The sequence below is a fragment of the Vibrio pomeroyi genome (assembly GCA_041879425.1).
GTDB classification, from domain to species: Bacteria; Pseudomonadota; Gammaproteobacteria; order Enterobacterales; family Vibrionaceae; genus Vibrio; species Vibrio pomeroyi_A.
This window is the reverse complement of record CP090854.1, coordinates 283,879-296,535: the sequence shown is the minus strand read 5'-3', so window position 1 is coordinate 296,535 and position 12,657 is coordinate 283,879. Positions and strand designations below refer to the sequence as shown.

Here is a 12,657-nt window from a genome sequence, read left to right as displayed (position 1 = left end):
AAAAACGCCAACCCGAAGGTTGGCGTTTCTTTTTAAGATATCAACTCAATTAAGCTTTAAGCGCTTTAAATGCGTTGATTAGACCATTAGTTGAGCTGTCGTGAGATGTTACTTGAGCATCGTCAGCAAGCTCTGGAAGAATTTGGTTTGCTAGTTGCTTACCAAGTTCTACACCCCATTGGTCGAAGCTGAAGATGTTCCAGATAACGCCTTGAACAAAGATCTTGTGCTCGTACATCGCGATTAGGTTACCTAAAGAGCGAGGGTTGATTTGCTTAACAAGAATTGAGTTAGTTGGGCGGTTACCTTCAAATACTTTGAAAGGTACTAGCTCAGCTACTTCTTCAGCTGTTTTGCCAGCTGCTAGGAATTCAGCTTCTACTGTCTCTTTTGTCTTACCGAATGCTAGAGCTTCAGTTTGAGCAAAGAAGTTAGACATCAGCTTCTGATGGTGATCAGAGGCTGGGTTGTGGCTGATAGCAGGCGCGATGAAGTCTGATGGGATCAGCTTAGTGCCTTGGTGGATCAGTTGGTAGAAAGCGTGCTGGCCGTTTGTACCCGGCTCACCCCAGATGATAGGACCTGTTTGGTACTCTACTGGATTGCCTTCACGGTCTACAAACTTACCGTTTGATTCCATGTTGCCTTGCTGGAAGTACGCAGCGAAACGGTGCATGTATTGGTCGTAAGGTAGGATAGCTTCCGACTCAGCACCGTGGAAGTTGTTGTACCAAATTCCGATAAGCGCAAGGATTACCGGAATGTTGCTTTCAAACTCTGTTGAAGCAAAGTGGTTATCCATCTCATGAGCACCTTCTAGTAGCTCAACGAAGTTATCGAAGCCTACAGAAAGAGAAATAGAAAGACCGATCGCAGACCATAGTGAGTAACGACCACCAACCCAGTCCCAGAATTCGAACATGTTGTCAGTATCAATGCCAAACTCAGCTACTGCTGTTGCGTTTGTTGATAGTGCTGCGAAGTGTTTAGCAACGTGTGCGTTGTCACCCGCTTCAGCCAAGAACCAATCACGTGCAGAGTGCGCGTTCGTCATTGTTTCTTGAGTAGTGAATGTTTTAGATGCAACTAGGAATAGCGTTGTTTCTGGGTTCAGAGACTTAAGCGTCTCAACGATGTGAGTGCCGTCTACGTTAGAAACGAAGTGCATGTTTAGGCGAGTTTTGTATGGTGTTAGCGCTTCAGTCACCATGTATGGACCAAGGTCCGAACCGCCGATACCAATGTTCACAACATCAGTGATCTCTTTACCTGTGTAACCTTTCCACTCACCAGAAACGATGCGGTGCGTGAACAGTTCCATTTTTGCTAGTACAGCGTTAACAGCAGGCATTACATCTTTGCCATCAACCATTACTGGGTTGTCGCTACGATTACGTAGAGCTGTGTGAAGTACTGAACGACCTTCAGTCTTGTTGATTGCATCACCGCCAAACATAGCTTCAATTGCAGACTTAACTTCAGTCTCGTTTGCAAGAGCAAATAGGTGCTGCATAGTCTCAGCGTCGATTAGGTTCTTAGAGTAATCCACTAAGATGTCTGAACCGAAGCGAGTAGAAAAGCTCTCGAAACGCTTTGCATCTTGAGCAAATAGCTCTTTCATATCCATATCTTGAGCAGACTCAAAATGTGCAGTTAGAGCTTTCCACGCTTGTGTTTGCGTTGGGTTGATATTTTTCAACATGGTATCTATCCCGATGTTACTGTAGGTTTTATTCTAAACGCCACCTGGGTGATGAATAGAACCCCCGATTAGGCGAAAGTTTATATTTTTCTGTGATGACCAAATCGCGTCACCACTGAAAGATTCTTTGTAATTTTTTTTCACGACGTATTATGCCGTATATGAAGAGCTGCACCTTGAGATAAATCAGGATTCGAATTCCTGACAGAAAGATCGGAGCAGACTCTAGCTCTAACATAATTAAATGTGAGCGAGACCTGATAAATTCAAGTTCAAAAGATAGCGTTAAACCACTTTTTTTCCAAATACATTATAAAGGATGGCGTATGTGGATTCAGAAGACTATACACCTAAATGCACGAAAGCGTGGATTCCATCTCATTACTGATGAAATTGAACAACAGATACACGATATCAATTCTCTATCTGTTGGTTTATTACATCTCTTTATTCAGCATACCTCTTCCAGCCTAACGCTGAATGAGAACGCCGATCCGACTGTCCGTAGTGATATGGAATCGCACTTCAATAAGTTTGTCCCAGAGCGAGCACCCTACTACAGACACACCTATGAGGGCGATGATGATATGCCAGCTCATATTAAAGCATCGACACTTGGCAACAGTGTGACAATCCCTATCACCAACGGTCGTTTAGCTTTGGGAACATGGCAGGGTATTTACTTAGGTGAACATCGAGATTGTGGTGGAAGCCGAACCGTGATTGCTACGATTCAGGGTGAGTAGACTGCTTGAAAGCTAGATCTTTTTAATAAAAACAATGCCTTGTTAATAAAAAAGAGTGGTGCGTTTCCACGACCACTCTTATAAAAATAGTATTTGGCCTACTGTAGGCCGAAAGGTTTAGAAGGGCTGGTTTATCATAACCCTAAAGGTCCCTTCATCGCCGCCTCGCGCTAATTCCGCACGAACAACAATGCCTTCCACTTGGAAACGAACCGCGCCGCCAAGGCTCCATTTCATATCCGTGTGCAGTGTTTTGATATCGTACTCATCTGCAACGCGCCCTACTTCGGCAAACGCCACCCATTGCCACCAAGGCAAATCGTAGTAGTTAATCAGCGGAATATCTCCCAGTGGCTGCCAATCTGGAAGCACTCGATATTCAGCAGAGTAATGCACTGCCGAGCGTCCATGATAACGGCCTCCGGTATAGCCGCGTAAGCGATACAAACCACCCAATCGAGCTTGCTCCGTTTCCGGTGGACGAGCACAGTCTTGACCAGAGCAGTTATCCCAAGTTGGTGTATCAGCCGTATAGAAATCAAATGCCACGACTTGTTGGTCGAATAAGTCCCCTAACGGACCTAAAGCAAAGTACTGACTATTTTGGAATGTCCACTTCAACCACAAGTCATCATCAGACCAACTATCGGCACCGGTCGTGAATTCAAGATTTGTATGAGAACCTTTGGTTGGGTTACGTGTGCTATCACGGTTATCCCAATCAAACGCTAAACTAAAGCCTGTTGCTTCTTCACTGTTATTTAATCCTTCTAGCTCACGAGCGGTATAAAAAGGCGTGAAGATAATCGAGCTGACACCCGACTCGACTGGCGAAGCAAAACTCACATCTTTGATTGGCTGAAAAGCACCAAGCAAACCATGCTCTGCCACATTGCCCCAAGGCAGCAAATACTTAAATTCGAACTGATAGTTTTGTTCTAGACCATCGGCAATGGTTTTGTCATCGATGGATGAATCGTTATCGCCTTGAGAGCCAATGTAATACGGGTTGTCGTTGAAGCGCGCTTGATACATCTGAGTGCTGAACAACACGTTTTCAGACAAGGCATAGTTAAACGCAGAGAGAAAACCGACGTAGCTGTCTTTGTCAGAATAAAGCGCCATACCAAACAGAGCTGCTTGAGGTTGCCAAACACCCTTTGCGACACCCGCAACCCCAAAGGTATTACCCATGGTTTCAGTGCTGAAATAGAAAGGGACAAAGGCGGTATCTTTTTCTTCACTTAAGGCTGAAGAAGAAAAGCTAACACCGAGTAATGCCATTGCTGACATTAACCAGTGTCGAGTCGTTCGCTTGAACATAATTTACCTTACAAGACCCATAGCTACTTCACATACTCCATCGCAACACGAGAAGTCAGCTTAGTGACCAACTCATAAGCGATAGTGCCAATATGTTCCGCCACTTCTTCTGAAGGTAAGTCTTTACCCCATAGCGTCGCTTCATCACCCACTTGATCGATCGCATCAGGGCCCAGGTCAACCGTTAACATATCCATAGAGACTCGACCTGCGATTGGCACCTTTCTACCGTTGACGAACACTGGCGTGCCGTTAGGTGCAGTGCGAGGGTAACCATCGCCATAACCAATTGCGATTACACCAACCTTGGTATCACGTTCACTGGTCCAGTTACCGCCATAACCCACGCTTTCACCGGCTTTCAAATCGCGTACTGCAATTAGGTGAGAAGTCAGAGTCATCACAGGTAAAAAGCCAAGCTCTTGAGCGGATTTATCTACGAAAGGTGACACGCCGTAAGAAATGATCCCAGGACGAACCCAATCTAAATGACTATCAGGCCAAGCAAGTAAACCTGCAGAGTTCGCAAGAGAGCGCTCACCTTCACAGCCTTCGGTCAGAGATAGGAATAATTCAGTCTGCTGCTCTGTGGTTGCTTTGTCTAACTCATCAGCACAACCAAAGTGGCTCATGTAGCGCAAAGGCTTAGCCACGTTAGGGCACTGATGCAGGCGCTCAACGAAATCTTGATATTGTTCAGAGCGAACACCCAAGCGATGCATGCCGCTATCAACTTTCAGCCACACCACAACGGGTGATTCAAGAACCGAGTTTTCTAGAGCGCTAAGCTGCTCTTCGCAATGCACCACGGTTTGGATGTTGTTGGTCACCAATATCGGTAAATCACCTGACGAGTAAAAACCCTCAAGCAATAGAACAGGTTGAACAATACCACCGGCACGCAGCTGTAAGGCTTCTTCAATACGAGCAACACCAAACGCATCTGAGTTTTTCGAGTGCTTAGCAATATGCAGTAAGCCGTGTCCATAGCCATTCGCTTTCACAACCGACATGACTTTACATTGCGGAGCCTTAGACTTTATTTGGCGAAGGTTATGTTCCAACGCACTAAGATCAATGCTTGCCGTCGCTGCTTTCATATACGTCATTAACGATTACTCATCATCAAATGCAGGACCTGCATAGTTATCAAATCGGGAGTGTTGACCTTGGAATGTCAGACGAACTGAACCGATAGGACCGTTACGCTGCTTACCAAGGATGATCTCAGCAATGCCCTTTAGTGAACTATCTGGGTTATAAACCTCATCACGATAGATAAACATGATCAAATCGGCATCTTGCTCGATCGAACCTGATTCACGCAAATCCGAGTTTACTGGGCGCTTATCAGCACGTTGCTCTAGGGAACGGTTAAGCTGAGAAAGTGCGACAACCGGAACGTTCAGTTCTTTCGCCAACGCCTTCAATGAACGAGAGATCTCGGCGATTTCAAGAGTACGGTTATCTGATAATGAAGGAACACGCATCAATTGAAGGTAATCTATCATGATCATAGAGATACCATCGTGTTCACGAGCAATACGTCGAGCACGAGAACGTACTTCGGTTGGCGTTAGACCCGAGCTATCATCGATATACATATTCTTCTTATCCATCAGAATACCCATACTCGATGAGATACGAGCCCAATCTTCATCGTCTAACTGACCGGTACGAATCTTGGTTTGGTCTACGCGAGAAAGTGACGCAAGCATACGCATCATCAGCTGTTCAGCTGGCATCTCTAGCGAGAAGATTAATACTGGCTTATCTTGCTTCATCGCCGCGTTTTCACATAAGTTCATCGCGAAGGTCGTTTTACCCATCGATGGACGCGCAGCGACAATGATTAAGTCAGAACCTTGTAGGCCAGCAGTCTTTTTATTGAGGTCGTTGAAACCCGTATCGACACCTGTCACACCATCTTGTGGCGTTTTGTATAGGATCTCGATACGTTCTAGTGTCTTCTCTAGAATGCTATCAACGTTTTGTGGACCTTCGTTTTCACTTGCGCGGCCTTCAGCAATCGCGAAGACTTTACTTTCAGCCAGATCAACAAGTTCTTCCGATGTACGACCTTGAGGGTCATAACCAGAATCCGCAATCTCATTCGCAACCCCAATCAGACTACGAACGAGTGCACGTTGCGCCACGATATCAGCATACGCATTGATGTTTGCGGCACTTGGTGTGTTTTTCGCTAGGTCAGCAAGGTAAGCAAAGCCCCCTACTTCTTCTAGTTGCTCGCGCAGCTCTAAGTGTTCAGAGAGTGTAATAAGATCCAGAGGAGAGCTTTCTTCAAGGATATCTTTTACCGCTTCAAAGATCAGACGGTGAGGACGACTATAAAAGTCTTTGGCCACAACCTTTTCAGCAACCGTATCCCAGCGTTCGTTATCCAATAACAAACCGCCAATCACAGATTGCTCAGCTTCTAATGAATGTGGCGGGACCTTGATGGCGTCCACCTGATCGTTGGCTGATTTCTGACTTTTGGTATCCACTATGACTACACTCAATAACTAATAATGATCGTTCATTATACCCAAGAACACTCATTTGTAATCCGATCCTATGAGTTTGTTTTATTCTTCAGGAAGAATTTACTTATTGCTGACGGAATTAACCAAGGGTAGCATTACGATCCTTCCATTCATTCACTGTATAACTGAGGTATGCGTGTCCAAATTATTGGCTCTGAGCACTGGTCTTCTAAGCACTGGTCTCCTGAGCACTCCGATGGCCTTCGCTGATGATGCTAAAGGCTCTGTTGATGCAATCCTCGACTCTATAGTAGTACCAGAGCCTACTGCTGAGCCGATCGTCGTTGCACCGACACCTGAAGAAAAAGATATGGATATCGCACCAAGTGATACGAGTGACACAGAACTGCCAAGCCCACTAAAAACGGAAGTCGAATTTGGATATCAGTCGCATACTGGTAATTCTGATTCACGTTCGTTGAATGCACGCCTAAACGGTGAGTACACGGCTGGCCGTCACAGAACCAGTGGCGAATGGAAATACTACAACCTCTACAAAGATGGCGAAGAAGATAAAAGGCAATCGACTTACTCAGCTCAGAGTGACTACAAGTTAAGCCCTAAAACCTATCTTTACGGCAGCTTTAAAGGTGTCGACTCTCGATACAGCGCCTACTTTAAGGACTACACCGTTTCTAGTGGTCTGGGTTACCAGTTTTCGAATACCGAAGAGTTTGTACTGGAAGTAGAAGTGGGCCCGGGTTTTCGTTACCAAGAGCCGAATCTCGATGAGCTAGACGACGATGACATCATCTTCCCCGAGATTGTTGAAGAAGCAATTTTCCGTGGCAACGTGAATACGTCTTGGCAGGTGTTGAAGAACCTGCAGCTAAAAGCGGATGTGACGCTAGTGTCCGGCCACAGTAACCTAAAGTTTGATACCGAACTCGAGGCCATCAACGATATTACTGACAATATCGCACTTAAGATCGCTCACTCTCGCCAGTACCACGATAAGGTACCTGAAGGGTTAAGCAAAGAAGACTCTGTACTGTCTATTAACCTGCTCTTCCAATTCTAACGTTAAGACTAACTCTAACCTTAAGAGAAACTCCATTCTTACGGCAATGTCTAATCAGCAATAAGAGCTTATGGATCACCGTAAGCTTTTTGCTTACTGTAACTCTCCCTTATATTTCCTATATTCCAGACATAAAAAAACACCAGCCGAAGCTGGTGTTTAAAACTTTCATAAAGAAAGAATTCGTCTTGGTACTGAAATTACTCAGCTGCAACGATAGCGATTTTCGCAGTAGCAAAAACTTCAGAGTGAAGTTGGATGCTTACTTCGAATTCGCCGATGTTACGTAGAGCGCCTTCAGGTAGGCGTACTTCGCTCTTAGCTACTGCAACACCTGCCGCTGTAATAGCGTCAGCGATGTCACGAGTACCGATAGAACCGAATAGTTTACCTTCGTCACCAGCTTTAGAAGCGATTGAAACGCCTTCTAGAGTGTTAACGCTCTCTGCACGAGCTTCTGCAGCAGCTAGTTGCTCAGCAACTTTAGCTTCTAGTTCAGCACGACGAGTTTCGAACATAGCAACGTTGTCTTTAGTTGCCATAACTGCTTTACCCTGTGGGATAAGGAAGTTACGAGCGTAACCAGATTTAACGTTTACTTGGTCGCCAAGGCCACCTAGGTTACCGATCTTATCAAGTAGAATAACTTGCATTATCTTAGTCCTCTTAAACTATTATTAACTATTACCGATTACTGATGCTTGTCAGTGTACGGTAGTAGAGCTAGGTAACGAGAACGCTTGATAGCGCGAGCTAGTTGACGCTGGTACTTAGCGCTTGTACCAGTGATACGGCTAGGTACGATTTTACCAGCTTCAGTGATGTAGTTTTTAAGAGTTGCTACGTCTTTGTAGTCAATCTCTTGTACGCCTTCTGCAGTGAAACGGCAGAATTTACGACGACGGAAGAAACGAGCCATGGGCTATCTCCTGATCTTAAATTTAGTAAAGCGGTCTTTCACAATTATCGAAATAACTATCAACGACCTAAAACAAGTTGAGAATTTTTTAAGGCATTAAGCCAAAAAAGAATTACTCAGCAGCTGCTTCTGGTTTAGCTTCTGTACGCTCTTCACGACGAGGAGCACGCTCTGCACGCTCTTCTTTTTGCTTAAGCATAATAGATTGCTCAGTCACAGCGCCTTTAGTGCGCATGATCATGTTACGTAGAACTGCATCGTTGAAACGGAAAGCAGTTTCTAGCTCGTCAATCACTTCTTGACCAGCTTCAACGTTCATAAGAACGTAGTGAGCTTTGTGAAGCTTGTTGATTGGGTAAGCCATTTGACGACGACCCCAGTCTTCTAGACGGTGGATAGTACCGCCAGCTTCAGTGATAGAACCAGTGTAACGCTCGATCATGCCAGCAACTTGCTCGCTTTGATCAGGGTGAACCATGAATACGATTTCGTAATGACGCATTTGGTTGCTCCTTACGGATTATTAGCTTCCACGAGTGGCTCGGTCGTCCAGAGGAAGCAAGGAACTAAAGATAAATGACCGAGTTTTAAGGACGGCAAATGTTATAGAAAGAACCCGGTATTGGCAAGCGCTATTTGGTGAATAATGAAACAGTTTTTCTGTCGCCATCTAGCCATCCGACAAACCGATGGATTTTGCTATAACAGCCTAAAAAGAAACGCCCACCAGTAAGTGGTGAGCGCTAATAAATTCATAGACTTAAAGCAGCGTTAACGCATTACTGAGCTAAACGCTGTCTTACCGCTTCGAACAGGCAAATACCCGACGCCACAGAAACATTTAAGCTCGATACGCTACCTGCCATTGGAATCTTAATCAGATCATCACAAGTTTCACGAGTTAAACGACGCATACCGTCACCTTCGGCTCCCATCACAACTGCAAGTGGGCCTGTTAGTTTCGCTTGGTAGATATCATGCGTTGCTTCGCCGGCTGTACCTACGAACCATACGCCTTGTTCTTGCAATGCACGCATAGTACGAGCAAGGTTAGTTACACGTACTAGAGGAACCGTTTCAGCCGCACCACACGCTACCTTGCTAACCGTTGCCGTTAAAGGCGAAGAACGGTCTTTCGGTACGATAACCGCAGCAACACCCGCCGCATCTGCGTTACGCAGACAAGCGCCTAGGTTGTGCGGATCTGTTACACCATCTAGAACCAACAGTAACGGTTGTTCGTGCTGCGCTAGGATGTCGTCTAGGTGAGTTTCATTAAGCTGCTTAGCAGGTTTCACCTTAGCGATAATGCCTTGGTGATTCGCGCCTTGTGATTTTTCATCAAGCGGCTTACGACCCATCTGTTGAATCGACACACCAAACTGCTGCAGTTGGTTCAGCAATGGAAGAAGACGCTCGTCTTGGCGACCTTTCAGTACATACGCTTCGATAAAGCGTGCTGGATCTTTTTCTAGTACGGCTTTCACCGCGTGAATACCGTAAATAAATTCGTTACTCATTGTCTCAAATTACTCTTATTGCTCAGAGAAGAATGACATCAAACCGACGTATTCATCTCTGTATTGTTTATTTCGAGAGTATGCATCTTCCGCCTGATACTCTCGCATTTAGATACGCTCATATAAAATGAGTGAGGCGCTATAGCTGATTTAGCACAGCGCCTTATTGACCTTAAGATTTATCAGTCTTAAGACTTATCAGCCTTTGGCTTACGGGTTGCAGCACGTTTTTTCTTAGCACGCGCTTTAGCAGCACCGGTTTTGTTCGATGACTTTTTCTTCTTAGCTGGGCCTTCGCTGCTTCCATCTGGTCGCTTAGTTGGCTCAACCAAAGGCTTCGCTGAAACGCCCGGCTTATTGCTCTTCACCGCTGAGCGCTTCTTGCTTTTCGCCTTTTTCATCGCTTCTGCTGCACGCTTCTTGGCTGTTTTGCCTTTACCACGTGGCTGACGATCGGTGTCTTCTAAATCAAAGTCGATTTGGCGAGTTTCTAAGTTTACTGCAGAAACCTTCACTTTAACCGAATCACCCAATCGGTAGATGTTACCTGAGCTTTCACCTACCAGACGCTGACCAACAGCATCAAATTGGTAGTAATCGTTCGCTAGCGCAGAGATATGTACTAAGCCATCGATGTGCAGTTCAGTTAGACGCACAAAGAAACCGAAGCCAGTCACGTTGGCAATCACGCCATCCATCACTTCACCGACATGGTCTTGCATGTATTCACATTTCAGCCAGTCGTTCACTTCACGCGTCGCATCATCGGCACGACGCTCAGTCATAGAACACTGCTCGCCGTAGAAGTCCATATCATCGAAAGTGTAGTGGTAACCACCCGTCGGCGTCCAACGTTCGCTGTTACGACCGCCTTCTTTCGCAATTAGGTACTTAATCGCACGGTGCAATAACAAGTCAGGGTAACGACGAATCGGCGAGGTAAAGTGAGCATAGCGCTTAAGAGCTAAACCAAAGTGACCTGCGTTATCGGCGTTGTAGACCGCTTGCTTCATTGAACGCAATAGCATGGTTTGGATTAACTCACGATCTTCACGCTCGTTAATCTGTTGCATCAGTTGTGCGTAGTCTACCGGAGATGGTGACAGACCACCTTCCAGTGTTAAACCTAATTCACTCAAGAAGCTCTTGAAGCCCATCAAGCGTTCTTCACCTGGAGTTTCGTGAACACGGTACAGCGCAGGCTCTTTCGCTTTTTCTACGTAAGACGCCGACGCGATGTTCGCAAGAATCATACACTCTTCGATGATCTTGTGTGCGTCGTTACGAACAACAGGCTCAATACGGTCAATCTTACGATCCGCATTAAAGATAAACTTGGTTTCTACAGTTTCGAACTCAATCGCGCCACGCTCATCACGAGTCTTCTTCAGCACTTTGTACATCTTGTGCAACTCTTCTAGATGCGGCACTTCTTGAACGTAACGCTCACGAAGCTCTTCGTTGCCATCTAAAATCGCGCCTACTTTGTTGTAAGTAAGACGAGCATGAGAGTTCATTACCGCTTCGTAGTGCTTGTAGCCCGATAGCTTACCTTTGTCTGAGATAGTCATCTCACACACCATACACAAACGGTCTACTTGCGGGTTCAATGAACACAGGCCATTAGAAAGTACTTCTGGCAGCATAGGCACAACTTGCGATGGGAAGTATACCGAGTTACCACGGTTAATCGCTTCTTTGTCTAGCGCAGTGTCTGGGCGAACGTAGTAACTTACGTCAGCAATCGCCACCCAAAGGCGCCAGCCTCCGCCTTTCTTCGCTTCACAGAAAACGGCATCATCAAAGTCACGCGCGTCTTCGCCATCAATGGTAACCAATGGCAGCTTACGCAGATCAACACGGCCTTCTTTTGCTTCTTCAGGAACATGTTCACCTAGGTTTTCGATTTGCTTATCAACCGCTTCAGGCCACTCTTGTGGGATCTGGTGAGTACGGATCGCGATCTGCGTTTCCATACCCGGCGCCATGTTCTCACCAAGAACTTCAGTCACTTTGCCCATCATGTTACGAGAACGACCGCCACGATCCGTAATTTCAATCACAACCACATTACCCATTCGAGCTCCGCCTTTATGCTCGGTTGGGATTAGGATGTCATGACTGATACGTGAATCATCAGCAACTACGTAAGAGTGACCGTACTCAAGGAAAAAACGACCCACTAACGGAGTAGTACGCTCTTCAAGTACGCGAACCAAACGACCTTCACGACGACCACGCTTACTGTTGTCTGTAGGCTGAGCCAATACATAGTCACCATGCATGATGGTTTTCATCTGGTGGTGTGGTAGCAAGATATCGTTATCCTTACCCACGCTGCCATCTGGGCGAACCCAGCCATGACCGTCTTTATGACCAATCACATAGCCTTTAATCAGCTCTAACTTTTCAGGTAGTGCGTAGCATTGGCGACGCGTAAAGACCAGTTGTCCATCACGTTCCATAGCACGTAAACGACGACGCAGCCCTTCATATTGCTCCTCGCCAGCAAGGCCAAGAGCTTCGAATAGATCGTTGCGGTTCATTGGGATATTCGCTTCCGTTAGAAACGATAGAATGAACTCTCGGCTTGGTACTGGGTTGTCGTAATTTTTCGACTCTCGGTCGGCAAAAGGGTCAACATTGGTTGTAGCTGTCGTGTTTTCTGACATCGGTGTGTTTTTTGACATAGGCGGGCCTGCTTAAGCAAGGAAGGTATATACCCCTAGTATATCTGATGCTAGAGGTAAGCTACAGATATGCTTTAGAAAACCCTCAAATAACCTCAGATTGATACATATCTTCATTTTGTGAAACATCACTTCATAGCTGCGGACTATCATCAGATTTTTAAGCAAACGATAAAACAAACGTTTGCGC

11 protein-coding genes are annotated in these 12,657 nt (G+C 45.8%); 2 read left to right on the top strand and 9 right to left on the bottom strand.

Going from position 1 to position 12,657, the window contains the following annotated elements; genetic code table 11:
- Positions 1-49: 49 nt before the first annotated feature.
- A complete protein-coding gene (gene pgi / locus L0992_01410) occupies positions 50-1,702 on the bottom strand; it encodes a glucose-6-phosphate isomerase (protein ID XGB67406.1) in 1,653 nt (550 codons plus the stop codon).
- Positions 1,703-2,028: 326 nt separating this feature from the next.
- Between pgi and L0992_01405 the strand changes: the two genes are divergently transcribed.
- Positions 2,029-2,448 (top strand): secondary thiamine-phosphate synthase enzyme YjbQ, encoded by a 420-nt coding sequence (locus L0992_01405; GenBank protein XGB67405.1) that lies wholly within the window; start codon positions 2,029-2,031, stop codon positions 2,446-2,448.
- A 117-nt stretch (positions 2,449-2,565) separates the two neighbouring features.
- Here the strand turns inward: L0992_01405 and L0992_01400 are convergent, their stop codons facing one another.
- Genes L0992_01400 through L0992_01390 form a run of 3 tightly spaced genes read right to left on the bottom strand, consistent with a single transcriptional unit; the run spans position 2,566 to position 6,278 of the window.
- Positions 2,566-3,771, bottom strand: coding sequence for a BamA/TamA family outer membrane protein (locus L0992_01400; GenBank protein ID XGB67404.1), 1,206 nt, complete (start codon positions 3,769-3,771; stop codon positions 2,566-2,568).
- A 23-nt stretch (positions 3,772-3,794) separates the two neighbouring features.
- Complete coding sequence (alr, locus tag L0992_01395; GenBank protein XGB67403.1) at positions 3,795-4,880, bottom strand: alanine racemase; 1,086 nt, start codon at positions 4,878-4,880, stop codon at positions 3,795-3,797.
- A 6-nt stretch (positions 4,881-4,886) separates the two neighbouring features.
- The gene (locus L0992_01390) at positions 4,887-6,278 is read right to left on the bottom strand and encodes a replicative DNA helicase (protein ID XGB67402.1); all 1,392 of its coding nucleotides are present in this window, start codon (positions 6,276-6,278) and stop codon (positions 4,887-4,889) included.
- Positions 6,279-6,453: 175 nt separating this feature from the next.
- Here L0992_01390 and L0992_01385 point away from each other — a divergent pair, with 175 nt between their 5' ends.
- Entirely contained in the window at positions 6,454-7,338 is an 885-nt protein-coding gene (locus L0992_01385; protein XGB67401.1) for a DUF481 domain-containing protein, read from the top strand.
- Between the two features lie 200 nt (positions 7,339-7,538).
- On the opposite strand, the gene rplI is transcribed toward L0992_01385, so the two are convergent.
- The 5 genes from rplI to rnr all read right to left on the bottom strand — a co-directional run bounded on the left by rplI (position 7,539) and on the right by rnr (position 12,467).
- Positions 7,539-7,991, bottom strand: coding sequence for a 50S ribosomal protein L9 (rplI, locus tag L0992_01380; GenBank protein ID XGB67400.1), 453 nt, complete (start codon positions 7,989-7,991; stop codon positions 7,539-7,541).
- 38 nt (positions 7,992-8,029) lie between these two features.
- Positions 8,030-8,257 (bottom strand): 30S ribosomal protein S18, encoded by a 228-nt coding sequence (gene rpsR / locus L0992_01375; protein ID XGB67399.1) that lies wholly within the window; start codon positions 8,255-8,257, stop codon positions 8,030-8,032.
- Positions 8,258-8,369: 112 nt separating this feature from the next.
- Positions 8,370-8,759, bottom strand: a complete 390-nt coding sequence (gene rpsF / locus L0992_01370; protein ID XGB67398.1) for a 30S ribosomal protein S6 — start codon at positions 8,757-8,759, stop codon at positions 8,370-8,372.
- A gap of 277 nt (positions 8,760-9,036) precedes the next feature.
- Positions 9,037-9,777 carry a 23S rRNA (guanosine(2251)-2'-O)-methyltransferase RlmB gene (gene rlmB / locus L0992_01365; GenBank protein ID XGB67397.1) on the bottom strand — a complete coding sequence of 247 codons (741 nt, stop codon included), beginning with the start codon at positions 9,775-9,777 and terminating at the stop codon, positions 9,037-9,039.
- 188 nt (positions 9,778-9,965) lie between these two features.
- On the bottom strand, positions 9,966-12,467 hold the full coding sequence (rnr, locus tag L0992_01360; protein XGB67396.1) for a ribonuclease R: 2,502 nt from the start codon (positions 12,465-12,467) through the stop codon (positions 9,966-9,968).
- Between the last annotated feature and the right edge of the window lie 190 nt (positions 12,468-12,657).